Below are 25,237 nucleotides of genomic sequence, written 5' to 3'. Positions count from 1 at the left end.
AAGTTCCAGCTGGCGCGGTCAGTCGACCTTCACGCTGACGGTGTGCAGGCCGGTCGAGCCGTTCGGAGCGGGCGGAGCCGACGCCTCGATCTGAGGGTTGCCCTTCTCGTCGAAGGCCCGTACCTGCAGCAGATGCGTGCCATGCGGCGCATTCCAGGTCCAGTGCCACTGCCGCCAGGTGTCGATCGACGCGTCCGTCGCCAGCGTCGCTTGTTGCCAAGGGCCCCCATCGACGCGTACCTCGACCTTGGACACCCCGACGTGCTGGTCCCACGCGACCCCGGCCACGGTCACCGGACCTGCGGTCACCTTCTTGCCGAACGGTACGTCGATCCGCGACGACAACTTGATCGGGCCGAGCTCCGACCACCCACGCGGTGTCCAGTACGCCTCGAACTGGTCGAACCGGGTCACCTCGATGTCCACCAGCCACTTCGTCGCCGACACATAGCCATACAGCCCGGGTACGACGATCCGCACCGGGAAACCGTGCTCGACCGGCAGCGGCTGACCGTTCATCGCGAACGCGAGCATCGCCTGCCGATCGTCGAGCAGCGTGCTGAGCGGCGTACCTGCGGTGAATCCGTCCTTCGATGTCGACTTGATCGCATCAGCGTCCGTGGACGGTCCGGCTTCCTGCAAGAGGTCCTTGAGGAGTACGCCGGACCAGAGTGCGTTGCCGATCAGGTCACCGCCGACCTCGTTGCTCACACAGGTCAGCGTCACCCACTTGTGCAGCACCTGGCGCTTCAGCAGGTCGTCGAAGGTCAGCTGGATCTCGTTGTCGACCATGCCGTGGATGCGCAGCTTCCAGTCCGTCGGCAGGATCTGCGGCACCGAGAGGGCGGTGTCGATGCGATAGAAGTCGTCGTTCGGCGTGGCCCACGGGGTGGCGCCGTCGGCTTGCACACCGGTCGGTGGAGCGAGGGTCGGCGGCTGGGGCAGTTTCAGGCGCTTCCGCGCGTCCGCGACGGCCGCACGATTTCCGCTGACCACTCGGCCCAGCAGACCGACTGCCGCCGACCCGAGTGCGACCCCGGCCGACAACTGCAGGAACCCCCGGCGGGTGACGCCGTCATCGGGGAAGTCGATCAGTGGCTCGAGCCGCTTGCTGAACAGCCGCAGGATGAGCAACGCCGTGATCCCGGCGACTGCCGACGGCAGGAACCCGGTCTGCCCCGAGTCCGCCCGGGTCAACGCCGCGATCACGGCCACCCCGGTCAGTACGACGATGATCAGTGCGCCGGCCCAATAGCGCCGTACGGCGAGAACGCCGCCGGTCGCGGCCAGTGCCAGGACGACGATCAGGATGCCGACCCGCAGCGCGTTCTTGTCGTTGGTGCCGAACCACGAGATGGCGAGATCCTTCAGCCACGGCGGTGTCCGGTCGATGAACGCCGACCCGATCGCGACCACGGGTGTCTGCGAGGTGCCGAGCAGGCCCGCCGCCACGCTCCCCGCCGCCAGTCCGGCCAACGCCGAAAGCACGCCGGCGACAGCGCCCCGCCACCGCGTCGCATGCCGCCAGCGGCTCAATTCTCGCCCAGTTGGCGGGCCACCGTCTCCGGGTCCGCCGGTACGTCGGTCGGGGGTGTCCGTGCGCACCTGGCCGGTTGGTTGCTTCACCTCTCAACCATTACGCGCCGGGGCGCTCGACACCAGCCGAGCGCCCCAACCGTTAGTAGCGGGTAATGCTGTGTATCCGATTTTCAGGTTGTCGCTGTGGTTCAGATCCGGTCGGGTGAGATCGGCCCCAGGCCCGGGCGGCCGTTCGGCCAGCGGCGGGCGTTGTCCCGGACCCGGCGGAGCTTGCCGAGGACGAGGTCCCGCTCGTCGGCCAGCTGGGACATCCAGAGGCTGTCGATCTCGAGGAGGTGGTCCGGCAGTGCTTCGCGCAGCCGCCGCTTCCCCTCCTCGGTCAGCACCGCGAACGAGCCGCGGGCGTCGTCGGGACACGGCTCCCGGCGCACCAGGCCGAGATTCTCGGCGCGGTCCACCAGCCGGGTGATGCCGCCGGTGGTGACGGTCAACTCCCGGGCGAGGGACGTGAGACGCTGCTTCTCCCCGTGGCTGCGGGCGAGCCGCAGCAACAGTTCGAACATTGCCATTTGCAGTCCACTGCGCTTCAGGGAGTGGCGCATCAGATGATCCAGCTCGGCCGCTGCTTCACGCAGCAGGCCATAGGCCGAGATCACATCGCTTTCCCAAGGTTCCGAGGCGCGAGTGGGTTCTGCATCGGCGAGCGCTAGGGGCGAGCAAAGCGAAGGCGCGATGGTCATGCGCGGACTCTATTAGCTGACTAGGTCACTTCGCTACACGGGGTGACCTTTCGGCTACAGACCGACCCCCAACCGCAAACCACCTGAGCGTAACTCGGCGCCACCGGCGTGTGCGGAAAGGCCTGTGGACTGCTCGATCAACAGCGGAGAAATCCGGTCTAGTGCGGTGCGGTTCGACACCTACCAGGCACCGTTCGGACCCGCGGGTTCGGGGGTTCGCTCCGGTGTGGCAGACGCGGAAGTCCCGGAGTTCGACCTCGAGCTCGCCGCATTCGAACCGGACGAACCCGACGACCGCGAGGCGGACGAACCCGATGACCGCACGCCGGACCCGCCGCGGGACATCGGACCGAACGACGAGGTCGGCGTGACCGACCCGCCTCCTGCTTCACCAGCCGAATGCGCGGCCGCACCCGCCACCCCACCGGCCAGCTTCTTGCCCCCGTTGACAGCCGCACCGGCTACGGCCAGACCCGCACCTGCTGGGCCGGCCGCGATCGCCCCGGACGCACCTCCACCACCCGATGAGCCGCCCGCTCCACCGAACCGTCCCATGGCCGACCGACCGATGTTGATGGCACCGGTGGCCATGCCACCGGGGTCGGCGGCCGCCGTGCCCATACCTGCGCTACCGCCGGCCACCGCCGCCGTCACGGGGACCATGAAGCGCAGCAGGGCCGGCAAGGCGAAGATCGCGAGGAACAGCATCATCAGACCGGTGGCGGTCTGTACGAAGGTGTTGCCGGAGCCCCCGACTCCGATCTGGTTCATCTTCATCGCGGCGGCGTAGATGAGTGCCGCGGCCGGCTTGTACGCGACGAAGGCGAGCGCCCAGCCGCAGTACTTCTTGAACCAGGCCTTGCCGATCTCGGTGTTGGTCGCGGCGGCCGCGAGCGGAAAAGTGCCCGCGAGCAGGATCAGCATCGCCGACCGGATCACCATCAGGACGACCTGGACCAGGCCGCCGATGATGACGAACATCCCGATCAGCATCGTCATCAGGCTGGCGGTCTGGTCGCCGGTGATCGGACCCAGACTGCCTCGCAGCACCAGTCCGCCCATCGCGGGGCCGAGAGCCGAATCCTCGGGGAGCACCGACGTGATGATCGTCTCCGCGAACCAGTCCGAGTACTCGGAGAGCAGCTGCAGGGTCGCCGCGCCCGCCGCGCTGACGACCACGAACACAAGCGTTGCCTTTAGCAACTGTTGGAGCGGTTGCGCGCGCTGCTCCCAGGCGGTCCGGATGCCGGCCACCAGGACCGCCAGCGCGAAGGTGATCGCCGCGATCTCAAGGACGTTGCCCTGCAGGAAGGCCACCATCTCGCTGTTCTGGGGAGACTTGCCGTCGGCGCCGACGACCAGCGTGGGGGTCGGCTGCTTGATCCAGAAGGTCGCCACGCCGTTCATGGCCTCCATCGCAGCCTCGCCGATGGCCTTCGTCAGCGCCTTGAGACCGTTGGCGGCGACCGCCTGGAATCCCTCGCCGATGTGACAGGCGACATTCGTCGGTCCACACATCAGACACCACTCCAAGCCACGAAGTCGTCAAGATCACGGTGTTGGGAGAACGGCGCGCCGACCGGGTTGCCGGGCAATGGCGATTGGACCCGCCAGTCGCCGGCGTACCAGATCAGCGTGAGGGTGAGGCTGATGTACTCCGATTCGACCGGGACCGCGAGCATGATGGTGACCCGATCGTGATCGGCGTCCAGGACCCGGAAGCCGGCCAGCTGGGTGGCAGCCTCGTCAGTCGGCGTCTCCCTCCGTAGCTCTTGAAGCAGTGCGTCGGTGTTGGGCCCGGGGACCATGAGCTTCTGAACGGTCGGGATCGCTTGCCGTTGGTCGGCGAGCGCGGCGACGACGTTGTAGGCGGCGTAGACCGCACCGGTCGGCGAATGGGCGAAGCACCGCCGGAAGCCGTCGGCGTCGGTCCTGGTTGGTCCGTGGGCGGTCGACCGTGGGACGACGACCCGATGGCTGACCTCCCAGCTGTCGGCAACCGGCGCCTTGGTGGGGACTGCTTGATCCCCAGCTGATGGGCCACAGCCGTTCCGACCGTCGGCGGCCGCCTGACCCGAACCGTTGCTCGACGGGGTCGCAGGCCGAGCACCGGCAGTCTGACCATCGGTCGGTGAGCTCACGGGTGCCCCCGGGTCGCCGGCGGCCGAGGAGTGCGTCGTACCCGTTGATGCGTCGGAGTGGTTCGGCCCGCTGACGAGGAGGAGGATGCCGCAGACCAGCACGGCTCCGACCACGATGCACGCGGCGGCGAACCCCGCCCCGAAGGGTGACTTGTCTTCGTTCTCACTCATTCCGCTCCCCGATCTGTCGGCTGGAAACCTCACGAACACAAGGCTGGCAAAGATCGGCCGATCGCCGCAGAAGTTATCCACAGGCCCTGCGACGGCTGGAATTCGTTGTCGGTGGAGCCCGGCGGGATGGAAGGATGTGGCGCATGGGTCTCGAGCGGATTGCGTTGATTTCGGATGTGCACGGGAATCTGACCGCGCTGGAGGCGGTGCTCGCGGATATCGAGGGGCGGGGGATCGAGCGGATCTTCAATCTCGGCGACTATGTCGGGAAGGGGCCGCGCGGACAGGCGGTGGTGGATCGCTGTCGCGAGGTCTGCGAGGTGAACATCCTCGGCAACTGGGACGACTTCCTGCCGGATCCCGATCGCGAGCACGACAGCGAAGGCCTGCGGTGGTGGAAGAAGGAGTTGCGAGAGGACCAGTGGGCCTGGCTGCGCGGGCTTCCGTTCTGCCATGACTTCCTGCTGAGCGGCCGCCAGATCCGGCTCTTCCACGCGTCGTCGACGAGTGTTCACCGGCGGGTCCGGTTCGATCACGACGAGGCGGAGTACGTCGGGATGTTCGAGAACACGCCGGCCACCGGAGAGGGCCCGGTCCCGACCGTGGTCGGGTATGCCGACACCCACGATCCGTTCTACGAGGTCGACCTCGGCCGGACCTTGTTCAACATCGGCTCGGTCGGCAACAGCCTGGAGGATCCGACCCCGGTCTACGCGATCCTCGAGGGTGTCCCGGACTCACCCGATCCGGCGCCGTTCTCGATCCAGTTCGTCCGCATCCCGTACAACGCCCACGCCGAACTCGAGATCGCCCGCGACCTCGGCATGCCCGAACTCGACGGCTACGAAGCCGAGATCATCCACGGCCTCTACCGCGGCAACTTCTACGCCGACGAGCCGCACACCTACCATCGCCGTACGGCGTGACGCCCGGTTTCCCCAGGTTTGTCCACAGGTGTGGACTAGGTGCCGTCAGCAACAATCCGCCGGGTGTTCACGGAGCGGTCACTTGACCAGCAGCGCTTCGGAGCCTACGGGTTTGTAGCCCGCGGCCAAGAACGTCCGGAACGAGGCCGCGTTGCCTGGCGTGACCTGCGCCCAGATGTGTGCGTCCGGCGGGATGAGCGCACGAGCGGCTGACGCGAGCCGGCGTCCGTGGCCTTTGCCGCGGGATTCCTCGGGTACTTCGATCGCACACTCGAGGCGGCCGGCCAGACCTCGCCCGGTGAGCACGAGTCCGCCGTACTCGTCGCCGTACACCCGGACGTCGTCGCGGTAGCGCCACGCGCGCTCGACGCGAGGGTGGTCGTGATTGGTGAGTTCGGTCACACCTGTGGTGGCCGCGACGCGATCGGCCGGATCTTTGAGCGCGGGCGCGAGCAGCATCGCGTCGATCGCGTTCACCCGGCGGCCGGTGAACTCCTCGAGGGCCGAGAGGAACGGCGGATTGGTCGGCGCGGAGAGGTCGCCGGCCGGGACGCGTTCGGCGACCCAGGCCGGGTCGACGTCCGCGGCGATCACGATGTGCCCGGTCAGCGCGACGACGCAGGTCTCGCGCGGCGACGGCGCCGGTACGACGGTGACGCCGAGATCCGGGGTGGGGAAGACGCCACGTTCGATGCCGCGCAGAATGTCAGCCAGAGTTGTCATCACGAGCCATTGTCGCGGAGATCCCGTGTCAGGCTCAGACGCACGGAGGCGGCACGATGCGGAAACCGCAACTGGTGAAGGCCGACGGCCTGCCCGACCGGGTGACGATCTACGAGGTCGGACCACGGGACGGGCTGCAGAACGAGTCAGCCATCGTCGACGTCGCGGTGAAGGCCGAGTTCATCCGGCGGCTGATCGACGCCGGCCTGACGACGATCGAGACGACGAGCTTCGTGCACCCGAAGTGGGTCCCGCAGCTCGCGGACGCCGCCGAACTGCTCGACCAGCTCGACATGCCGGCAAGCGTGCGAGCCCCGGTTCTGGTGCCGAACGAACGCGGCCTGGACCGTGCCCTCGCCGCCGGTGTCCACGAGATCGCGATCTTCGCCAGCGCGACCGAGACCTTCGCGGCGAAGAACCTGAACTCAACCCTCGACGACCAGTTCGCGATGTTCACCCCAACGATCCAGCGCGCACTGGCCGAAGGGCTGACGGTCCGCGGCTACGTGTCGATGTGTTACGGCGACCCGTGGGAGGGCGACGTACCGATCGATCAGGTGGTGAAGGTCGGCGCGCGGCTGGTCGACCTCGGCTGCCACGAGCTGTCCCTCGGCGACACGATCGGCGTCGCGACGCCCGGCCAGGTGACCGCACTGATCACGGCCTTCGGCTCCGCCGGGGTTGGGGTCGACAAGCTGGCTGTGCACTTCCACGACACCTACGGCCAGGCTCTCGCCAACACCCTCACCGCATTCCGCGCAGGCGTCACGACGGTCGACAGCTCCGCCGGCGGCCTCGGCGGTTGCCCGTACGCCGAGAGCGCAACCGGCAACCTCGCCACCGAAGACCTCCTCTGGCACCTCGACGGCCTCGGCATCGAGACCGGCGTCGACCTGGAGAAGCTCGTCACCACCAGCGTCTGGATGGCCGAGCAGCTGGGCAAGCCGTCCCCTAGCCGAGTGGTGCAAGCTCTCGCCGGCTGAAATCTGTCGGTGGGGGTCGTCATGATGGTGGCGTGAGTACTCACCGGGCTGAGCTCGGGGAATTCCTGAAGGCGCGGCGTGCGCGGGTGTCCCCCGAGGATGTCGGCCTGCCCGCCGGCGGGAGGCGTCGTACGCCGGGACTGCGGCGGGAGGAGTTGGCTCAGCTCGCTGGGGTCGGAGTGACCTGGTACACCTGGCTCGAGCAGGGGCGACCGATCAACGCGAGCGGTCAGGTGCTGGATGCGGTCGCCTCGACGCTGCGGCTCAACTCGATCGAGCGTGAGCATCTCTACCGCCTGGCCGAGGCGACGCCGGTGCGACCACCTCGGGTGACAGCGTGCGCGAACGAGAACGTCTTCGCCGAGATCCTCGACGCACTAGATCCGCTGCCCGCGGTGATCACCAACACCCGGTTCGACATCGTCCGTACGAACGCAGCGTTCAGCGACCTCTTCCACGACTGGCACCAACTGCCCTGCATCCACAAGAACCTGCTGTGGTGCATCGCCACCGAGCCGACCGCCCGGCAGCAGTTGCTGAACTACGACACCGAGCTCCCGTACCTCGTCGGCCGGCTGCGATCGGCGTACGGCGAACACCTCGGCGACCCGGACTGGGAGACGGACCTGGAGCGGCTGCAGGCGCTCAGTCCTGAGTTCGCCCAGCTGTGGTCACGGCACGAGGTCGCCGCCTGCACGCCGCGGCCGCGGCACGTGATCCACCCGGCCGCGGGCGAGCTCCATTTCACCGTCACCGAGTTCGCGTTGCCCGCGCATCCGGATCTGATCCTGTTCATCGAGACCCCTGCGGATGAGGAGACCCGGACTCGTCTTCCGTTGACGCGGCGCAGCCTGGAGCGGGCCGAAGCGTCAGCGTGATTCGGGTGGACCACTCGGCGTACGCCACGTGGTCAGGCAGAACGGGTGACCGGCCGGGTCGAGGAAGACGCGGAAGACGGACGGCTGCGGCTGGAAGGCAGTCGGCGTCCCACCGGCCGCGATCACTCGGGCCTGCTCCGCGTCCAGATCCTCGGCCATGAAATCCAGGTGGGTCTGCTGCGGTACGCGCGGGTCCGGCCACGTCGGCGCCCGGTAGTTGAGGTCACGCTGGAAGCCGAGGCTGAACGTGTCGAACCTCAGCTCCACGAACGCCTCGTCGACGACCGCCAGCTCCCCGCCGGCCACCCGCTGGTAGAACTCAGCCAGCGGCAGCGGGTCCGGGCAGTCCAGCATCGGCCCCCAGAACGGCGCTACCACGCTGCGATCACCCTTCCACAGCCGTCAGCGCGCTCCGGCGTACGGCGATCACGGCTCGATCGGGCGCCGGATCCGGCGGACCAGGCTCTTGTCGGCGTACTGACCGACGCGGTACGTCGACCAGCCGTCGACGCAGCCGCCGACCGCGCCGCCGAGCAGCGGAACCCGGCGGGTGACGGTGAGGGCCATCTTCTTGCCGCTGATCCGGGCGATCAGTTCGCCGACCACCTCGCCGGAGACCTGGCGATCCAGCTCCGGGTCGAACACCGGCGCGGTCGCGATCGCCATCGGCGACGACACCAGACTGGACTTCTTCAGCCGGTCGGCGATGCCCTCCTCACCGAGCAGGCAGGTGATGACCGCGGTGCGGACGCGCGGGTCGTCCAGGTCGTAGCCGCGCAGGTGCGCGATCGCGGCGACCATCCGCGCCTGGACGATCGCGATGCCGGTCAGGTTCGCGGGCAGTGCGACCGGGAGGGTGATGAGGCCGCCGAGGCCGGTGGCGAAGCCCTGGACGCCGGCCAGCCGGATGTGCTGGTCGATCACCGCGTCGATGGCGAGCTGCGGGTCGCCGCCGCACCGGGCCAGCTTGCTCTCCGCGATCCTCTCGGCGCCGGGGAACCGCTGGTACCCGTCGATCGCGACTTCGAGAATCTGGCGCAGCACACCCGCCGCGGCCTGCGGGGCGAACCGCTGCGCGGCGGGGGCGAGACTGCTGGCGACGAACCTGGCTACTCCGGCCACGGTGCTCCTTCCCGCCCTCCCCCGCGTCCGGAAGCCTGGGCGTGCTTCAACTCTACGTGGCTTCCGGTACCCCGCCACTCGGGAGAAACCCCGGGAGTCCCCTAGCTCTTCGCGTGTCCCCCCGACCGCGGAGTGTTCCCTCGACCGCGGAGTGTCGCCTCGGGCCGGGGCGGTCCCGCCAGCTCGGGATGTCCCCTCGACGGTGGAGTGGTGGGGTGTGGTCCAGGATGGGGGTGTGCCTGTCGAGCCTGCTGCTTCTGTGTGGGAGTTTCCGCCGGTCGGGGTTGCCGGGGCGAGCGACGTGGTCGCGGGTGGTGCCGACCTGGCGCCGGGGACCGTGCTGGCGGCGTACCGGCGGGGTCTGTTCCCGATGCCGGACCACGGAGCCTCGCTGCTGTGGTGGTCGCCGGTCGATCGCGGGGTGATCGAGGTGGCCGGCTACCGGCCGTCGCGGTCGGTGCGGCGGGCCCGGAGCAAGTTCGAGATCCGGGTGAACACGGCGTTCGATCAGGTCATCCGCGCGTGTGCCGATCCGCGCCGGCCCGGGTCCTGGATCGACCGGGACATCATCGCGTCGTACACCGAACTCCACCGGCTCGGCTGGGTGCACTCGGTCGAGGCCTGGGACGGCGACGAGCTCGCAGGCGGTCTGTACGGCGTGTCGATCGGCGGGCTGTTCGCCGGGGAGTCGATGTTCCATCACAAGACCGATGGTTCGAAGGCTGCTGTCGCCGGCCTGATCGAGCTGCTGGATGACGAGTACGCCGCCGAGCGCGTGTTCGACATCCAATGGGTCACCGACCACCTGGCCACCCTCGGCGCGGTCTCGATCCCGCGCGAAGACTACGTCCGCCGGGTCGCGCGCGCCGTCGTCCTTCCGCTTCCGAAGGCGTTCAGCTGACAGCCGCCGCGGCGTGCAGGAAGGTCGTCAGCTGACACCGACGAACGCGGCCATCTGCCGGGTCGCCGAGGCGAAGAACTCGTCCGCCGGGTCCATCGATCCGACCAGCTGACCGAACAACTCGAAGTTGATCATCCCGAACAGTTGCGTCCAGACGATCACCATCCGGAGCAGCACGCTGGGTGGCACACCAGGCGCCAACCCGACCAGCACGGCGACTTGGCCGGCGAGTACGCCGTCCGGCTCAGGAGCATCGTCGAGCGGCGCAAGCCGGCCCTCCGCATGCGCTTGCTGGAGAATCCCGAGCATCAGGATGGGCACTCGGATGGCGGGCTGAACCGTCGTCTGCGGTGCCTGATAGCCCAGCACCGGCGACCCGTAGATCAGGGCGTACTGCTGTGGATTCGAGCGAGCCCAGTCCCGAACGGCGCTGAACACAGCCACCCAGGTCTGCAACGGATCCCACGACCCCGGGGCCGGCGCCAGCCCTCCGTCCGGCGGCTCCGCGTCCGGGGTCGATCCGCCGACTGCGAACGACGCTCCTGATTTGATCGCCGCTGCTTCGGCCGCTTCGCCGAGAGCGTCGTACGCGTCGATGATCAGCACTGTCAGCAAGTCGTCGCGGCTCGGGAAGTACCGGTAGAGCGCCGACGACACCATCCCGAGCTCCCGGGAGACCGCCCGCAGCGACAGCCCTTCCGCTCCGACCGTCGCGAGCTGCCGCCGGGCGACCGCCTTGATCTCGTCGGTCAGCTCGGCCCTGGCTCTCTCGCGTGCGGTGCGTCCAGCGTTCATGAACCCAGTCTGCCACAGATTCGAGAGCAGTGCTCTTGACAAGGAGCACTGCTTCCGTGTTCACTGATCTCAACAGAGAGCACCGCTCTCGAAGCGAAGAAGGGGCACGACGATGCCGGAGTACAAGCAGACCTACGACAGCAAGCGCGTGATCACCGCGGCCGAGGGCAGCATGCGGGTCTTCAACCGGATCGTCGCCCGCATGACCAAGCTCGGCGTGAGCCTGATGGGCAGCCGGGTCCTCTCGGTCCGCGGCCGCAAGTCCGGCGAGTGGCGCAGCACGCCGGTCAACCTCCTGATCCTCGACGGCGAGCGCTACCTGGTCGCCCCCCGCGGCCACACCCAGTGGGTGAAGAACCTCCGCGCCACCAAGGAGGCCCGCCTCCAACTCGGCCGCAAGGTCGAAACCTTCCGCGCCGAGGAGATCGCCGACGCCGACAAGACCCCGATGCTCCGGCTCTACCTCAAGAAGTGGGCCTGGGAGGTCGGCACCTTCTTCGGCGGCGACGTCGACAAGAACTCCCCCGACGAGGTCCTCCACCACATCGCCCCGGGCGTCCCCGTCTTCCGAATCCACGCCGTCTGACCACCCGCCACCCCTGCGAACCGAGCCGACTCAAGCAGCTCTCGGCTCAGCGCGGACGGAGGCCCCGGGGCGGATGCGAGTCGGACCGCGGGGTGGACGTCGGCCGGATCGGGTGTGCGGATGCGGGTTGGGCTGAACAGGACGCGGGGTGGACGTGAGCCGGGTCGGGCGGGCGTCTCGCAGCGGCTCCGCCTCGCCCAACCCGGCCACCCGGAACACGGATGCGGGTTGGACTGGACGCGGGGTTGAGCTGGGCGAGTTGCGGCCGAGGCCGGGGGCGTGGGTGACCGCTGGCACGTGGACCGCGGCGGATCTCCGCCCGTTCGTGCTGTGTGGTGCGGGGCGGCTGGAGAGGGTGAGGGTCAGGCGGTGTGGGAGATGACGATTTTGCCGAAGCCGCCGCCGTTGGCGTAGTAGGCGAAGGCGGCGGGGGTTTGATCGAAGGGGAAGACCCGGTCGATGACTGGGTGCAGGGCGGCTGTGGCGATGGCCTTGTTCATTGCCTGGAAGTGGGCGCGGTGGCCCAGGGCGATCGGGCGGAGGGTCACGGAGGATGTGAAGAGAAGGCGGGCGTCGATGGGGTCGGCGCCGCTGAGTGAGCCGACGAAGGCGATCTCGCCGCCGGTAGCAGTAGCGCGCAGCCGGCCACGTCGACCAGGTGGTCGACGCCGCGACCGTCGGTCAGTTCACGGACCTGCTTCGCCCAGTCAGGCGAGGTGGTGTGGTTAATCACGGCGTCGGCACCAAGTCCGGTCAGTCGCGCGGCCTTCTCATCGGTGCCGGCGGTCGCGACCACTCGAGCACCGAGCAGCTTGGCAAACTGCACCGCGAACAGAGACACACCACCCGAACCCAGCGTCAGGACTTGCTCGCCAGGCACCAGACCCTGCCCGCCGACCAGGGCGTTCCACGCGGTGACTGCCACACACGGCAGCGTCGCCGCCTCTTCGTACGTGAGGTGATCGGGGATCGGAACGACGCCTTCCTGGTCGAGTACGGCGTACTCCGTCAGCAGACCGTTGAGCGACCCGCCCAGCTGGTCGGCGCGAGCAAGGTCGAAGCGCCCGTCGAACCACCGCTGGAACACGACGCCCATCACCCGATCCCCGACCTGGAAGCGGTCGACCTCGCCACCCACCGCGACCACCTCACCGGCCCCGTCGGACGCCGCGATGATGTCATCAGCCACCGGAAGCGGATAGCGGCCGCGCAGGATGTTCAGCTCGCGTGAGCTGAGCGAGTTCGCCCGGATCCGCACCAGCACCTCGGTCGGCCCGGGCTCCGGCACGGGGTGTTCGCGCAACCGCAAACTCTCGAGCCCGCCGCCGTACTGGATGTGATAGCTCTTCATCGTTTCCACCCCCCCAACGGTGCGTCCACCCCCACCCATCCTCAATTCCCACCCGGGAATCGCCCTGCGGACCGCGGGCGCCCGTCGGTCAGTTCTCCTCCGCCCCGGAGGCAAGTTCGGCCTCCAACTCGGCAACGCTCGGCAGTGCGGACTGGAACTCCTCGGGCAACGACCTGTTGATCGCGCTCGTCCACTCCGCCACTCCGATGGGCGCCTTGAACCCCTTCAAGGCGTACTCGACGACGACCTGCTTCTTGTTCCGGCAGATGTGCTTGAGGTTGGTGGGCGACTGCGAAGATGGCGGCATGATCACCCCGGAGCAGTTGAAGGCAGCGCCCAAGGCTTTGTTGCATGACCATTTGGATGGTGGGTTGCGGGCGGGGACGGTTGTGGAGTTGGCGCGGGAGATCGGGCATCGGTTGCCGCGGGGGGATGCGGGGGAGTTGGCGGAGTGGTTCGTCGAGTCGGCGGATTCGGGGTCGTTGGAGCGGTATCTGGAGACGTTCGATCACACGGTGGCGGTGATGCAGAACGCGGAGGCGATCACGCGGGTCGCCAGTGAGTGTGTGCAGGATCTGGCCGCGGATGGAGTGGTGTACGCCGAGGTGCGATACGCGCCGGAGCAGCATCTGACTGCCGGGTTGACACTCGAGCAGGTGGTGGACGCGGTCCGGGAAGGGTTCGAGCACGGGATGGCGACCGCGGAGCGGCCGATCGTGGCTCGGCAGTTGCTGACCGCGATGCGGCACAAGGCCCGGTCGATGGAGATCGCCGAGCTGGCGGTCGCGTACCGCGACGCGGGCGTGGTCGGGTTCGACATCGCCGGTGCGGAGGCCGGGTACCCGCCCACCCGGCACCTGGACGCGTTCGAATACCTGCAGCGCGAGAACGCGCACTTCACCATCCACGCCGGCGAGGCGTTCGGTCTGCCGTCGATCTGGCAGGCGATCCAGTGGTGTGGCGCCGACCGGCTGGGTCACGGCGTACGGATCATCGACGACATCACGTACGACGAGGCCGGTGAGAAGGCCGAGCTCGGGCGACTCGCGGCGTACGTCCGGGACCAGCGGATCCCGCTGGAGATGTGCCCGAGCTCCAACCTGCAGACCGGCGCGGCCGAGTCGATCGCCGACCACCCGATCGGCGTGCTCGCCAAGCTCCGCTTCCGGGTCACGGTGAACACGGACAACCGGTTGATGAGTGGTACGTCGATGAGCCGGGAGCTGGCGTTGCTCGCGGAAGCCTTCGATTACAGCCTCGACGACTTCCGCTGGTTCGCCATCAACGCGATGAAGTCCGCCTTCATCCCCTTCGACCAGCGCCTCGCCTTGATCGACAACGTCATCAAGCCCTGGTACGCCGAAGCGCTCGGGTAGCGGACCTGCACCACTCATCAATTGCACGCAACCTCGGCGGCTTACGCTCAGTCGGCAGCTCGGATCAGGCCGAGACGACGATTGTTGAGTGGTGCAGGTCCGGGGCCAAGCTCAGACCGAGCGCTGATAGGTGCGGAAGGCGCGCGTCGAGACCCAGCCGACGACCAGGGTGAACGCGAGCAGGTAGGCGCTGTGCCGGACTACCGACGACCAGTCCGGGTCGGCGGCCAGGGCTTGGCGGGCGGCGATGGCGGCCCAGTCGACGGGGTTGAAGCGAGCCGCCACGTTGACCCAGTGCGGCGCCACCGCCGGGTCGATCATGATCGACGACATGAAGGTGAGCGGCAGCGAGACGAACTGCGAGATCCCGATCAGCGCCTCCTGCTGCCGGGTCAGCAGCGCGACCGCGTTGGACAGCGAGCCGAACGCGATCCCGACCAGCACCGACACCCCGATCGTCACCAGGTAGCCGGCCGCACCGCCGTGGTACCGCGCGCCGGCGGCGATGCCGATCGCGAACACCAGGATGGTCTGGATCAGCGTCGTGGTCGCGTTGCTGATCAACTGCCCGGCCATCAGCGCGCCCCGGCTGACCGGCGACGCGAGCAACCGGTCCATCACCCCGCGCTCCATGTCGGCGATGAACGTCGTACCGTTCCAGCCGCTCGTCATCAGCGCGGTCATCATCACGATGCCGGGCGTGAGGAAGGCGATGTACGACGAGTCGCTGAAGCCCGGGATGTTCACCACGCCCTTGAAGAGCTGGCCGAACAGCAGCAGCCAGATCGCCGGCTGGATCAGCGTGAACGCGATCAATGCCGGCTGCCGGTACGACGCCCGCAGCCAACGGCCCGTGATGAAGCGAGTATGCGCAAGAAATCCGGTACGGCGCTGGGCCGCAACCGGACGCGTTGCCGTCAAAGTGGCCATCACGCGGCCTCCCTTTCCGCCGAGGCTTCCCGGAACGAGCGGCCGGTGTAGCGCAGGTACACATCATCCAGCGACGGCCGTGAAACAGTCACCGCGGTGACCGGAATCGCCTTGTCTTCAAGGGCTCCCAGTACGGCGGGAACCGCGGTCGCACCGTGGTCGACCCGGAGTCGCAGCACGTTGCCCTCGACAACGATCGTGCCGATGCCGGACAGCTGTCCGAGCAGCGTGCGGACACTCCCGTTGAGGTCCGGATCGACCAGTTCGACGTGCACCGAGTCGCCCCGGAGCTCGGCCTTCAAGGCCTCCGGGGTGCCCTCGGCAACGATCTTGCCGTGGTCGACGATGGCGAGTTGACCGGCCAGCCGGTCCGCCTCCTCCAGGTAGTGCGTGGTGAGCAGCACGGTCAGGCCTTCGTCGCCGGACAGCCGGCCGACCTCGTTCCACAGGTCGGCGCGCGCCTCCGGGTCGAGGCCGGTGGTCGGCTCGTCGAGGAACAGTACCCGCGGCCGGTGGACCAGGCCGAGCGCCACGTCGAGCTTGCGCTGCATGCCACCGGAGTAGGTTTTGACCTGGCGATCGCCGGCCTCGGTCAGGTCGAACCGCTCCAGCAACTCGGTCGCGCGCCGCGTCGCTGATGGCCGCGACAGGCCGTAGATCCGGCCGCTGAGGACGAGGTTCTCGAGGCCGGTCGCCATCGGGTCGGAGCTGGACTTCTGCGATACATAGCCGATCGAGCGTCGTACCTCTTCCTGCCGGCCGACAACGTCGTACCCCGCGACGCGCGCCCGGCCGGAGTCGGCCTGGGAGAGCGTGGTGAGGATCTTGACCGTGGTGGACTTGCCGGCGCCGTTCGGGCCGAGCAGGCCGAGGACGACGCCGTCGGGGACGCTGAACGTGAGACCGTCGAGCGCGCGGAGCGGTGGTTTCTTCCGGCCGGCCGGATACGTCTTGACCAGGTCGACCGCTTCGAGGGCATGCGTAGCCATCAGGTGACTCCCTTTGTGGGTGCTGGGAGCCGGTCCTGCCTGGCCTATCCTGTGATTGCGCCTTGGGTGCCAGGTCTTCGGACCGACTCGAGGAACCGCGGCCCTTGACCCTGGTGTTGCCGCACCGTGGTCGAGGGCCGTTTATTTACTGACCTTCCGGCGGGATCGCCTTCATCCAGGCGAAGTCCGTGCCGAAGTACTTGACCGGATCCTTCAGTTGCTCGGTCGGGGTGATGCCGTCCTCCTCGAAGTGTTTCCAGGCCAAACGCCAGAACGCGGAGCCGCCGAGTGCGTCCGAGCGGATCTCCGCGGCGAGCTGGTGGACGTACGCCGACTCGGCCTCGAGCAGCTTCAGCCGGAACTCGGACTCGATCCAGAAGATGCGGGGGAACTCCACGGAGTCCATCTGATCGTGCAGCTCGGTCAGCTCCTGGATCTCGCCGTCGATCGTGGTCAGGCGCTGGTCGAGGAGTTCGAGCACGCGGTCGGGTGGCAGGCCGGGCAGGTAGGCCAGGCCGGCCTCGAGCGGGTGGAACTCGCGCGTCGGCGTCCCGATCAGCTCGGCCAGCCAGTCGGAGAACTCGGCCTGGCCGGCGGTGGTGATCTGGTACACCGTGCGCTCCGGGCGGTTGCCCTCCCGGACGGTCTCCAGCGCCTCGATGAAGCCGTGCTTCTCCAGGGCGCCGACGACGGAGTAGAGCGAGCCGTAGTTCACCTTGATGCTCTGGTCCTTGCCGCGGGCCCGGAGCATCGTCGAGATCTCGTACGGGTGCATCGGCCGCTCGCCCAGACTCCCGAGCACGGCGAACGCCAGGGGATTCCCCACCTTTCGCTTCGCCACGACACCCTCCCCGATCTCAAGTACTCGAAATCGAGTATTAGACCGCGGGTATCCGATGTCAAGTATGTGGGTTGCGCAACGGCGCTCGGCCGCCGGCCCCGGCGGCCAGGTGCGGGGTTCACCCCTGATCTGGTCCCTTCACCCCGGGTATGCGGTAGGGCGAAGGGTGCAGCTGCGAGGTTCTCCCTGGAAATTGCCCCGCGTGGAAAGCCAAGTGCGGTAACAACCTCAACTGTGCGTCGGCGAGGCGCTAGGTCGGGAGTGGTGGTGGGTCACGGGAGCGGCTTGACCCAGCGGGACCATTCGGGCTGGGGTGCATACCCGGCGGTTGACCAGACGCGGTGGGCCTGGGGGTTGTCGTCGAGGACCATCGCGTCGGCGCGGGTCCCGCCGTACGCCGTGAATCGGGCCTCGGCTCGCGCGACCAGTTCGCGGCCGATGCCCTGGCGGCGATGGGTCGGCGCGACGGCGAGGCGGTAGAGATGACAGCGCCAGCCGTCCCAGCCGACGATGATCGAGCCGACGACCACATTGTTGTCGACGGCAAGGAGCAGCGCCTCCGGATCGCGTGCGATCAGCCGCAGGACGGCGTCGGCCGAGTCCGGCGGGCGGTGTGAGTCCTCAGCGGCGGTGGCCCAGAATTTCATCACGTCGTCGGCATCGGCCGCGACGGCGGTGCGGTAGGCGACCATCAGCTGGCGGTCTGGAACGTACGGCGATAGTCCTGTGGTGGCACGCCCACCACCCTACGGAAGTGATGCCGCAGCAGAGCCGCCGTCCCGAATCCCGACTCGGTCGCGATCTGCTCGATACCCATCCGGGTCTGCTCGAGGAGCGTGCGGGCGCGCAGGACGCGCTGCGTGGTGACCCACTTCACCGGGGTCGTCCCGGTCTCGGCGACGAACCGCCGGGCGAAGGTCCGCTCCGACATCTGCGCCCGCCGGGCCAGTGCGGGCACGGTGTGCTCGATGGTCAGGTTGTCGACCATCCAGTCGCGCACCGGCTGCAGGCTCTCCCCGGACGACTCCGGCACCGGGACCTCGACGTACTGCCGCTGGCCGCCGTCGCGCTGCGGCGGGACCACCATCCGGCGGGCGATCCGGGTCGCGACCGCGCTGCCGAGCTCGCGGCGGACCAGGTGCAGGCAGGCGTCGATGCCGGCCGCGGTGCCGGCGCTCGTGATGATGTTGCCGTCGTCGACGAACAGCACGTCCGCGTCCAGCTTGGCCAGGGGGAACTGCTCCTGGAACAGCTTCTCGTAGCGCCAGTGCGTCGTACACGGCCGTCCGTCCAGCAGACCCGCCTTGGCGAGCACGAACGCGCCCGAGCAGACCGTCAGCAGGATCGCCCCGCGGGCCTCGGCCTGGCGGAGTGCGTCGAGGATGCGCTCGTCGTACTCCTCCCGCCAGGTCGTCGCCGGCAGTGCGACCAGGTCGGCGTCCTCGAGCTCCTCCAGCCCGTACGGCGCGATCACCGAGGAGTGACTGCTACTCCGCAGTGGCTCACCGGGCTTGGTCGAACACACTTTGAAGTCGAACGCGGGCACACCGTCGTCGGTCCGGTCGATCCCGAACACCTCTGACACCACGCCGAACTCGAACATGGCGACGTCCTCCATCAGGACGACCGCGATCTTTCGGAGCATGCAGCCAGTATGGCAGTAATTTGTGGAAGTATGTCAATAGTGCCAATGGTGGCTGGATCTAGTTGGTAGCATGATTACTGCCATGACCGGATACATCGTTCTCGCAGTACTCGTGCTGGCCGTGATCGCGGCTCTGGAGATCAGCAACAAGCGCCACTCCACCGGTCTGACCGCCGGTGCGGAGGGCACCTGGATCGCTGACGACCGCGACAAGGCCCGGACCAAGCTCGACCTGCTCGCCCTCGGTGGCGCAGCCGAGCCCTTCAACCACAAGCCCGCCTCGACCGCGGGGACCGTGCCCGCGATCCGTCGCGCTCGCCTCACCACCCACCACGGCCGCCACGCGGCCTGAGTCATACCAAGACCGCCCGGGGCTCCTGCCCCGGGCGGTCTCCTTGTGGGAGGGAACCCCGGGACCGTCGGTGGCGTCAGTACCGACTGAAAGGGCTTACCAACCTGAGGAGGATCTGAATGCACCGGAGGACGTTCCTGCAGGGGCTGGCCGCGGCGGCCGTAGGCGCGCCGGCGATCACGCTACTGGGGCAGCAGGACGCACAGGCGGCGGTGGCAGCGAACTACTACGTCGCGACTACCGAGCAGACCAAGAACAAGGTCCTCGTCTTCCCCAAGAACAAGGCGTTCTCGGACGCCAATGTGCACTGGAGCTTCAGCCCTGGCGGCGGAGCCTGGTCGAACCTGTCCGACGTCAAGATCCGCGAGACCGCGGCGCAGGGCTGGATCGCGCTGATGGCCGCGTCCGGCGGCAAGGCCGGGATCGTGAACATCGGAAGTGAGAAGAACACCGAGCTGAACGACGTGGCCTGGAGTGCGACGCCGGGCGGGAATCCGCACGCGATCGAGCGCGTGCCGGGGAACGGCTCGGTGATCGTGGCAAGCTCCGACGGCAAGCTGACGCTGTACGCGCCGAGCAGTGTCGGCAGCCTAGGCAGTCTGGCCAAGGTGCAGACCGTGGATTACCCAGGTGCGCACGGCGTGCTGTGGGACCCGACGTACGAGCTGCTCTGGGTGGTGGGGAAGAACCGGTTCAGCCACTACGCCGTGATGGGCAGCAAGCGGAACACCCGGCTCAAGTACGCCGCCCACTTCAGCCTGGGCAGTGGAAACCTGGGCCACGACCTGCAGCCGGACTACACCAACCACCAGAAGATGCTGATCACGTCGACCAAGGGTGTGTACGAGCTGCTGACCGACGGCGGGTCGTTCCGGACCCGGAAGATCTCGTCGGAGTCGCGGGTGAAGTCGTACGTGAAGCATTCCTCTGGGGAGGTCGTGTCGATCCGCGGTGACGGCACGCAGCCGAGGGACTGGGCGAACAAGACGGTCCGCTTCTCCGCCTCGCCGGACCGGACCCGGTCGGGGGCGCAGTTCTACAAGGCGCGGATCTGGACCACGGCGTTCCAGTAAATCTGTTCTGGGCCGCGGTCGCGGTGTGCGACAGTTCGAACCGTGACCGACTACCGGGACGTGAATCGGGCCAGCTGGGACGAGCGGGTCCCGGCGCATGTGGCGTCGCCGGACTACCGGGTGGCGTCGTTCGAGCAGGATCCGTCGTACCTCAGCGGGGTGGTCCGGTTCGACGTCCCCCGGCTGGGCGATATCGCCGGGCTGCGCGGGGTGCATCTGCAGTGCCACATCGGCACTGACACGGTGTCCCTCGCGCGGCTCGGGGCGCGGATGAGCGGACTCGACTTCTCGGCGCCCGCGGTCGAGCAGGCGCAGTCACTGGCCGATCGACTCGGGCTGACCGCGGACTTCCACGTGGCTGATGTGTACGACGCGGTCGAGGTGCTCGGCGCGTCGTCGTACGACCTGGTCTACACCGGGATCGGCGCGCTGTGCTGGCTCCCCGACATCCAGCGCTGGGCGGACACGGTCGCCGGACTGCTCGAGCCCGGTGGGCGGCTTTTCGTCCGCGAGGGCCACCCGATGCTGTGGGCGCTGGCCGGTGAAGGCCTCGAGGAGCCCGTGCTGAGGCACCCGTACTTCGAGACGCCCGAGCCGATCGTCTGGGACGAGGGCGGGACGTACGTCGCAACCGACGCGGTGTTCACCGCGAACCTGACGCACGAGTGGAACCACGGCCTGGCCGAGATCATCACCGCGGTCCAGGGCGCCGGGCTGACGTTCGACTCACTCACCGAGCACGACAGTGCGCCCTGGAACGCCCTGCCCGGCCTGATGACCGAGGACGCCGCGGGCGAGTGGCGGCTGACGGAGAACCCGAATCGTCTCGCCGCCACCTACACCCTGCAGGCGCACAAACCCGCTCAGTGAGCGCGCTTCTGCTGAACCTTCTGGAAGGCTTCCTTGATCTTCTGCTGGTTCTCCGGCTTGCTCAGCTCACGCTGCGCGACCTGCACCAGCTTGGCGACGACGGCACCCTTCACCAGCGTCTTCACGAATCCCATGGGGGACCTCCCTGCTCTGTTGCCACCGACGGTATCCGCCCGGCCCAACCCAGTTCCATAGGTGATCCGCCGGAGAAACCCGGGAAAGTGTCCCTGGCTTTTGGCACACTGGGGTGGTGCCTGAGTTGCCGGAGGTCGAGTCGCTGGCGGGGTTCCTGCGGGAGCGAGCCGTCGGGCAGGCGTTCGTGCGCGCCGACATCACGGCGATCAGCGCGCTGAAAACCTACGATCCGCCGATCTCGGCGCTGGTCGGGTTGCTGATCGACGACGTGCAGCGGCACGGGAAGTTCCTGGACATCTCCGCGCAGGGCGTGCACCTGGTGATCCACCTGGCGCGGGCCGGATGGCTGCGGTGGAAAGAGGAGCAGTCGACGACGCTGATCCGGCCCGGGAAGGGCCCGATCGCGCTGCGGACGGTGCTGGACGACGGCTCCGGTTTCGACCTGACCGAGGCGGGCACGCAGAAGAAGCTCGCGGTGTACGTCGTCCGCGACCCGGCCGAGGTGCCGGGGATCGCGCGGCTCGGGCCGGATCCGTTCACGCTGTCGCTGGAGGACTTCGGCGCCATCCTGAAGCGGGAGGGCCGGGTCCAGCTGAAGGGCGTCCTGCGGAACCAGTCGGTCATCGCCGGCATCGGCAACGCGTACTCCGACGAGATCCTGCACGTCGCGAAGATGAGCCCGTTCAAGCCGGCCTCCAACCTCTCCGAGGACGAGCTGAAGACCCTGTACGACGCGATGCGCGAGACCCTCCAGGACGCGGTGGATCGCTCCGCCGGCCTCGCCGTACAGGATCTGAAGTCGGAGAAGAAGTCCGGTCTGCGGGTGCACGGACGCAAGGGCGAGAAGTGCCCGGTCTGCGGTGACATCGTCCGCGAGGTGAGCTTCGCCGACTCCTCGCTGCAGTACTGCGCCACCTGCCAGACAGGCGGCAAGCCGCTGGCCGACCGCCGCCTGTCCAAGCTGCTCAAGTAGTTTCACCAACGCCGGCGGCCGGTCAGAAGTCGGCCTCGGCCGTGACCTTGTCCCAGCCAGTCAGGCGCTTGGTGCTGGTCACCGAGTTGTAGCACTCGATCTGCTCGGCCTGGCCGACCTCGAGATCGTCGCTCGCGCACTGGAAATTGGCGAGCACGGTGCTGCCCTTCAGGAACTTCACGTGGAAGAAGGCAGTACTGGTGTCGTCGCCGACGTTGGTCAACGATCCGACGAGCTGTGTCCCGAGGTACTCCTGGTAGGTGAGCTTCCAGCCGGTGTTCAGCCGGTGGTTGCCGAGCACGAACGCCTTGCCCGGAGTCACCACCCGCGGTGCGTTGCGGTCCTCGGGCTCGGACTGCTCCGTTGTGGACGGCTGGGCGGACGGCTTGGTGGTCGCCGTGCCGGTCGCCTCGCCACCGGTCGCGGTGTTCGGGTTCGTGCTGTCACCCCCGCCGCCGGCGGCTGCCATGATGACGATCAGGGCGATCAGCCCGAGAAACGGGAAGACGACGAAGTTCCGGAACTTGTGCGTCTTCTTCGGTGGCGGCGGATATCCACCTGGCGGCGGGCTTTGCGGTACCTGTTGTGCGTTGGGTGGGTGGTGCTGAGACTCTGCCGTGACCGCCAACAGGGCCGTTAGTCCTGTCCGACCCATGACTCTTGGTGAGCGGGCCGAGAGTTCAATCAGTCACAGGTGGATGACGTATGGTGACGACGCCGAGCGGCGGCCGGCCTCGAGGCGGAGCTGCAGTTCGTGGGCACCTGGCGGTCCGGCGAGGCGAGTCGCCCAGCCGATCGACCGGCCCGCGGCGAGATCGTCGAACGTCCACGCGCGGTCGGTGGCGGTCCACCCGGGCGGCAGCGGGAGCACGACCTCACCACGCGCCCGCCCGCGGCCGAAGTTCGTCACCAGGACGGTGAGCTCGCCGGCGGTCCCCGGGTGGATCGAGGCCAGCACGGTGCCGACCGGCGCGACGAGCATCCGTCGTACGCCGGTGGGGACAAGGAGTGGAAGCACGCGTCGGGCCGGCATCGGGAACGGGCCGATCGTCGACCGCAGCAGTTGATGACCGGAGACGACGTACCTCCGGCCGGCCAGCCGGATGTGCTGCTGGGCGTCCGGGTCCATCGGGCCGAGGAAGCGTACGGCGACGTCCGCGGAGCGGCGGGCGACCAGGTGGGCCGTGGTGCCGGTCGGGGTGACGTCCCAGACGCCGTCGGCGTTGGCGGTGACGGTGTCCGGCGGGACGATGCGGAGCTTGCCCTGCAGGGCGACCCGGACGAGCGGCGGTTCGCCTGAGTCGGGCAGCCGGACGATCAGGTCGTCGCCGTCGTGCCGCCAGGTCAAAGCCTTGCCGGTGCGGTCCTCGACGACGTGCAGCGGGGTGGTGGCCAGGCCGGGCAGGCGGACCTCGTGGTCGGGTGGCCGGCGGGCGATCCGGAGCAGCAGCAGTTCGCGACTCCGCAGAATTGCCTCGCCCCAGGGCTGCGGCTCGAATTCCCCCGGGATCCCCTGTATCAGTGCCACGGCCGCGCCTCCTTCGAGCCACGGTCCGCAATCCGGCGGCCGGTGTCAATGCGATATCCCGCACAGCGGGCAATCGCATTCCCCATCCTCCTCGGCGGAACCTACGGAGGGAGGCTGCTGATCTGACATGCTTGGTCGCATGTTCCAGAACCAGGAGATTCCCTCGGTCGTCGTCGCCGATCTCGACGACGTGTTGCTGGCGGAGGCGTTCGTGCTCGATGTGCGCGAGCCGGACGAGTGGGACCGCGGGCACATCGAGGGTGCCAACCACATCCCGCTCGGGGAACTGCAGGAGCGGGTCGGCGAGGTGCCGCTGGACCAGAAGGTGCTCTGCGTCTGCGCGGTCGGCGGCCGGTCCGGGATGGCGACCCAGTTCCTGAACCAGCTCGGCCGCGAGGCGATCAACCTCGACGGTGGCATGCACGCCTGGCAGACCATGGGCCGCCCGGTCAGCACCTCCTGACGACTCCCGGCATCGGCGTCGGGTTCGGCGGCCGCCCGGTCATCCAGGGCGATCCAGAACCCGAGCGCCGGCCGGTCAGCTCCCGCGATCGCCACCGCGGCGACCGTCCGGCAGGGTGGCCTCGACCAGCCACCCGCCGCCGGGGATCGGTCCGGTGACCAGCCGGCCACCCAGCTCCTGCACCCGTTCCCGCAGGCCGACCAGCCCGCGACCCGTACCGGCCAGACCCGGCCGCTCCTGGATCGAGTGGTCGTTCTCGATGCTCACGGTCACCTCGCGACCTGACCCGTTGACCAGCACGCGTACGGCGGCGCCCGGTGCGTAGCGGAGAGCGTTCGTCAAGCTCTCCTGGACGACACGGAAGGCGACATGGGCGGTCGGGGCGGCCAAGCCGTCGCGTTCGCCCTCGAACCGGCAGGACACGTCCAGCCCACCCCGAGCGGCCCGCGTCACCACCTCCTCGATCAGGGACAGATCCGGCTCGGCGACCTCGGTTCCGCCGAGCAGCTCGACGAGCCGCTGCAGGTCGTCATGGCCCCGCCGCGCCGACTCCGCGATGGCGGAGAAGGCCTGCTTGGCCCGGACCGGATCCTGTTCGAGCAGTCGCTGCCCGGCCGCGGCCTGGATGACCATGACGCTGATCGCGTGGCCGACGATGTCGTGCAGCTCCGACGCGATGCGCGCCCGCTCGTGGCGGACGGCCAGCTCGGCGAAGAGTTCGCGCTCCTCCTCCAGCTCCCGGCCGCGCTGGGCAAGCTCGTCCGCGGCCTCCTGGCGAAGCCGCAGGATGGTGCCGGCGAAGAAGCCGGGCACACTGAACATCCCCAACGCGACCCAACTGGTGCTGCCGAGGACAAGCCAGAGCACGAACAGGTACGCCGCCAACGCGCCCCCGGCCACCCAGGCGGCCCGGCCGGACCAGGCCAGTGCTGTCACCGTCGCAAGCAGCACCATGATCGCGAAGGCGGTGTCGGGGAACCAGCCGTAGTCGCCGAGCAGCGCGAGGAACAGCCACATCGCGCCACCTGAGATGGCGACCAGACGAGGGTGGTCACGCCACCACAGCAGCGTGAGTCCACTCGCCAGCAGCACGGCGGTGAACACGTTCCCCGCGACCGTGGTCGGCCAGCCGTGCAACGCCGTCGGCAGCGCGACCACGATGGCGTCGAGGACGACGATCCCCACCTGCTCGAGTCTGTGCACGCC

The 25,237-nt window shown here is 68.4% G+C and carries 31 protein-coding genes; 11 read left to right on the top strand and 20 right to left on the bottom strand.

Features of this window, described 5'->3' with window-relative positions; translation table 11 throughout:
• Positions 1-18: 18 nt before the first annotated feature.
• The 4 genes from ACXC9Q_RS19250 to ACXC9Q_RS19235 form a co-directional block, all read right to left on the bottom strand.
• Complete coding sequence (locus ACXC9Q_RS19250) at positions 19-1,488, bottom strand: molybdopterin-dependent oxidoreductase (protein ID WP_457057956.1); 1,470 nt, start codon at positions 1,486-1,488, stop codon at positions 19-21.
• A gap of 239 nt (positions 1,489-1,727) precedes the next feature.
• Entirely contained in the window at positions 1,728-2,195 is a 468-nt protein-coding gene (locus ACXC9Q_RS19245; RefSeq protein ID WP_329483275.1) for a MarR family winged helix-turn-helix transcriptional regulator, read from the bottom strand.
• 264 nt (positions 2,196-2,459) lie between these two features.
• Positions 2,460-3,797, bottom strand: coding sequence for a hypothetical protein (locus tag ACXC9Q_RS19240; protein ID WP_457057955.1), 1,338 nt, complete (start codon positions 3,795-3,797; stop codon positions 2,460-2,462).
• Complete coding sequence (locus ACXC9Q_RS19235) at positions 3,797-4,591, bottom strand: hypothetical protein (RefSeq protein WP_457057954.1); 795 nt, start codon at positions 4,589-4,591, stop codon at positions 3,797-3,799. Before ACXC9Q_RS19235 ends, ACXC9Q_RS19240 begins: the two co-directional genes overlap by 1 nt.
• Before the next feature lie 143 nt (positions 4,592-4,734).
• Between ACXC9Q_RS19235 and ACXC9Q_RS19230 the strand changes: the two genes are divergently transcribed.
• Positions 4,735-5,517 carry a metallophosphoesterase family protein gene (locus ACXC9Q_RS19230; RefSeq protein ID WP_457057953.1) on the top strand — a complete coding sequence of 261 codons (783 nt, stop codon included), beginning with the start codon at positions 4,735-4,737 and terminating at the stop codon, positions 5,515-5,517.
• A 78-nt stretch (positions 5,518-5,595) separates the two neighbouring features.
• On the opposite strand, the gene ACXC9Q_RS19225 is transcribed toward ACXC9Q_RS19230, so the two are convergent.
• On the bottom strand, positions 5,596-6,240 hold the full coding sequence (locus ACXC9Q_RS19225) for a GNAT family N-acetyltransferase (RefSeq protein WP_457057952.1): 645 nt from the start codon (positions 6,238-6,240) through the stop codon (positions 5,596-5,598).
• A gap of 56 nt (positions 6,241-6,296) precedes the next feature.
• On the opposite strand from ACXC9Q_RS19225, the gene ACXC9Q_RS19220 reads away from it, so the two are divergent.
• Together ACXC9Q_RS19220 and ACXC9Q_RS19215 are read left to right on the top strand one after the other, a co-directional pair.
• A complete protein-coding gene (locus ACXC9Q_RS19220) occupies positions 6,297-7,223 on the top strand; it encodes a hydroxymethylglutaryl-CoA lyase (RefSeq protein WP_457057951.1) in 927 nt (308 codons plus the stop codon).
• A 32-nt stretch (positions 7,224-7,255) separates the two neighbouring features.
• Positions 7,256-8,101 (top strand): helix-turn-helix transcriptional regulator, encoded by an 846-nt coding sequence (locus tag ACXC9Q_RS19215; RefSeq protein WP_457057950.1) that lies wholly within the window; start codon positions 7,256-7,258, stop codon positions 8,099-8,101.
• Here ACXC9Q_RS19215 and ACXC9Q_RS19210 read toward each other — a convergent pair.
• Together ACXC9Q_RS19210 and ACXC9Q_RS19205 are read right to left on the bottom strand one after the other, a co-directional pair.
• Positions 8,093-8,479, bottom strand: a complete 387-nt coding sequence (locus tag ACXC9Q_RS19210) for a VOC family protein (RefSeq protein WP_457057949.1) — start codon at positions 8,477-8,479, stop codon at positions 8,093-8,095. The genes ACXC9Q_RS19215 and ACXC9Q_RS19210 overlap by 9 nt on opposite strands.
• A gap of 48 nt (positions 8,480-8,527) precedes the next feature.
• Positions 8,528-9,223 carry an EcsC family protein gene (locus ACXC9Q_RS19205; protein WP_457057948.1) on the bottom strand — a complete coding sequence of 232 codons (696 nt, stop codon included), beginning with the start codon at positions 9,221-9,223 and terminating at the stop codon, positions 8,528-8,530.
• Positions 9,224-9,458: 235 nt separating this feature from the next.
• Between ACXC9Q_RS19205 and aat the strand changes: the two genes are divergently transcribed.
• A complete protein-coding gene (gene aat, locus ACXC9Q_RS19200; RefSeq protein ID WP_457057947.1) occupies positions 9,459-10,124 on the top strand; it encodes a leucyl/phenylalanyl-tRNA--protein transferase in 666 nt (221 codons plus the stop codon).
• A 27-nt stretch (positions 10,125-10,151) separates the two neighbouring features.
• Here aat and ACXC9Q_RS19195 read toward each other — a convergent pair whose 3' ends face one another.
• Positions 10,152-10,919 (bottom strand): TetR/AcrR family transcriptional regulator, encoded by a 768-nt coding sequence (locus ACXC9Q_RS19195; RefSeq protein ID WP_457057946.1) that lies wholly within the window; start codon positions 10,917-10,919, stop codon positions 10,152-10,154.
• A gap of 112 nt (positions 10,920-11,031) precedes the next feature.
• Here ACXC9Q_RS19195 and ACXC9Q_RS19190 point away from each other — a divergent pair, with 112 nt between their 5' ends.
• The gene (locus tag ACXC9Q_RS19190) at positions 11,032-11,505 is read left to right on the top strand and encodes a nitroreductase family deazaflavin-dependent oxidoreductase (RefSeq protein ID WP_457057945.1); all 474 of its coding nucleotides are present in this window, start codon (positions 11,032-11,034) and stop codon (positions 11,503-11,505) included.
• A gap of 362 nt (positions 11,506-11,867) precedes the next feature.
• Here the strand turns inward: ACXC9Q_RS19190 and ACXC9Q_RS19185 are convergent, their stop codons facing one another.
• The 3 genes from ACXC9Q_RS19185 to ACXC9Q_RS19175 form a co-directional block, all read right to left on the bottom strand.
• Positions 11,868-12,083, bottom strand: coding sequence for a zinc-binding dehydrogenase (locus ACXC9Q_RS19185; protein WP_457057971.1), 216 nt, complete (start codon positions 12,081-12,083; stop codon positions 11,868-11,870).
• Entirely contained in the window at positions 12,050-12,856 is an 807-nt protein-coding gene (locus ACXC9Q_RS19180; RefSeq protein WP_457057944.1) for a zinc-dependent alcohol dehydrogenase family protein, read from the bottom strand. Before ACXC9Q_RS19180 ends, ACXC9Q_RS19185 begins: the two co-directional genes overlap by 34 nt.
• 88 nt (positions 12,857-12,944) lie before the next feature.
• A complete protein-coding gene (locus ACXC9Q_RS19175) occupies positions 12,945-13,163 on the bottom strand; it encodes a PDDEXK nuclease domain-containing protein (RefSeq protein WP_457057943.1) in 219 nt (72 codons plus the stop codon).
• Between ACXC9Q_RS19175 and ACXC9Q_RS19170 the strand changes: the two genes are divergently transcribed.
• A complete protein-coding gene (locus tag ACXC9Q_RS19170) occupies positions 13,162-14,232 on the top strand; it encodes an adenosine deaminase (RefSeq protein ID WP_457057942.1) in 1,071 nt (356 codons plus the stop codon). The two genes, ACXC9Q_RS19175 and ACXC9Q_RS19170, sit on opposite strands and share 2 nt — an antisense overlap.
• 111 nt (positions 14,233-14,343) lie before the next feature.
• On the opposite strand, the gene ACXC9Q_RS19165 is transcribed toward ACXC9Q_RS19170, so the two are convergent.
• From ACXC9Q_RS19165 to ACXC9Q_RS19145, 5 genes are all read right to left on the bottom strand, one after another.
• On the bottom strand, positions 14,344-15,162 hold the full coding sequence (locus ACXC9Q_RS19165; RefSeq protein WP_457057941.1) for an ABC transporter permease: 819 nt from the start codon (positions 15,160-15,162) through the stop codon (positions 14,344-14,346).
• Positions 15,162-16,151 carry an ATP-binding cassette domain-containing protein gene (locus tag ACXC9Q_RS19160; protein ID WP_457057940.1) on the bottom strand — a complete coding sequence of 330 codons (990 nt, stop codon included), beginning with the start codon at positions 16,149-16,151 and terminating at the stop codon, positions 15,162-15,164. Before ACXC9Q_RS19160 ends, ACXC9Q_RS19165 begins: the two co-directional genes overlap by 1 nt.
• 145 nt (positions 16,152-16,296) lie before the next feature.
• A complete protein-coding gene (locus ACXC9Q_RS19155; protein ID WP_457057939.1) occupies positions 16,297-16,992 on the bottom strand; it encodes a PadR family transcriptional regulator in 696 nt (231 codons plus the stop codon).
• A gap of 272 nt (positions 16,993-17,264) precedes the next feature.
• On the bottom strand, positions 17,265-17,684 hold the full coding sequence (locus ACXC9Q_RS19150; RefSeq protein ID WP_457057938.1) for a GNAT family N-acetyltransferase: 420 nt from the start codon (positions 17,682-17,684) through the stop codon (positions 17,265-17,267).
• The gene (locus ACXC9Q_RS19145; protein WP_457057937.1) at positions 17,684-18,637 is read right to left on the bottom strand and encodes a GlxA family transcriptional regulator; all 954 of its coding nucleotides are present in this window, start codon (positions 18,635-18,637) and stop codon (positions 17,684-17,686) included. Before ACXC9Q_RS19145 ends, ACXC9Q_RS19150 begins: the two co-directional genes overlap by 1 nt.
• Positions 18,638-18,719: 82 nt before the next feature.
• Between ACXC9Q_RS19145 and ACXC9Q_RS19140 the strand changes: the two genes are divergently transcribed.
• From ACXC9Q_RS19140 to ACXC9Q_RS19130, 3 genes are all read left to right on the top strand, one after another.
• Positions 18,720-18,989 carry a hypothetical protein gene (locus tag ACXC9Q_RS19140; protein ID WP_457057936.1) on the top strand — a complete coding sequence of 90 codons (270 nt, stop codon included), beginning with the start codon at positions 18,720-18,722 and terminating at the stop codon, positions 18,987-18,989.
• Positions 18,990-19,108: 119 nt separating this feature from the next.
• A complete protein-coding gene (locus ACXC9Q_RS19135; protein ID WP_457057934.1) occupies positions 19,109-20,062 on the top strand; it encodes a DUF6528 family protein in 954 nt (317 codons plus the stop codon).
• A gap of 42 nt (positions 20,063-20,104) precedes the next feature.
• Complete coding sequence (locus ACXC9Q_RS19130) at positions 20,105-20,932, top strand: class I SAM-dependent methyltransferase (RefSeq protein ID WP_457057933.1); 828 nt, start codon at positions 20,105-20,107, stop codon at positions 20,930-20,932.
• Here ACXC9Q_RS19130 and ACXC9Q_RS19125 read toward each other — a convergent pair.
• A complete protein-coding gene (locus ACXC9Q_RS19125) occupies positions 20,926-21,066 on the bottom strand; it encodes a hypothetical protein (RefSeq protein ID WP_328525017.1) in 141 nt (46 codons plus the stop codon). The genes ACXC9Q_RS19130 and ACXC9Q_RS19125 overlap by 7 nt on opposite strands.
• 116 nt (positions 21,067-21,182) lie before the next feature.
• On the opposite strand from ACXC9Q_RS19125, the gene ACXC9Q_RS19120 reads away from it, so the two are divergent.
• The gene (locus ACXC9Q_RS19120) at positions 21,183-22,040 is read left to right on the top strand and encodes an Fpg/Nei family DNA glycosylase (protein WP_457057932.1); all 858 of its coding nucleotides are present in this window, start codon (positions 21,183-21,185) and stop codon (positions 22,038-22,040) included.
• A 22-nt stretch (positions 22,041-22,062) separates the two neighbouring features.
• Here ACXC9Q_RS19120 and ACXC9Q_RS19115 read toward each other — a convergent pair whose 3' ends face one another.
• Positions 22,063-22,668 (bottom strand): hypothetical protein, encoded by a 606-nt coding sequence (locus ACXC9Q_RS19115; protein WP_457057931.1) that lies wholly within the window; start codon positions 22,666-22,668, stop codon positions 22,063-22,065.
• A 60-nt stretch (positions 22,669-22,728) separates the two neighbouring features.
• Positions 22,729-23,568, bottom strand: a complete 840-nt coding sequence (locus ACXC9Q_RS19110) for a hypothetical protein (protein ID WP_457057930.1) — start codon at positions 23,566-23,568, stop codon at positions 22,729-22,731.
• Positions 23,569-23,707: 139 nt separating this feature from the next.
• Here ACXC9Q_RS19110 and ACXC9Q_RS19105 point away from each other — a divergent pair, with 139 nt between their 5' ends.
• Entirely contained in the window at positions 23,708-24,031 is a 324-nt protein-coding gene (locus ACXC9Q_RS19105) for a rhodanese-like domain-containing protein (RefSeq protein WP_457057929.1), read from the top strand.
• A 75-nt stretch (positions 24,032-24,106) separates the two neighbouring features.
• Here ACXC9Q_RS19105 and ACXC9Q_RS19100 read toward each other — a convergent pair whose 3' ends face one another.
• Positions 24,107-25,234: a sensor histidine kinase gene (locus ACXC9Q_RS19100; protein WP_457057928.1), complete on the bottom strand. Its 1,128-nt coding sequence runs from the start codon at positions 25,232-25,234 to the stop codon at positions 24,107-24,109.
• Positions 25,235-25,237 lie beyond the last annotated feature (3 nt).

The sequence above is a fragment of the Kribbella sp. CWNU-51 genome, assembly GCF_054073265.1.
Note: the sequence above shows the minus strand (reverse complement) of the source record. Positions and strands in the feature narration are given on the sequence as shown.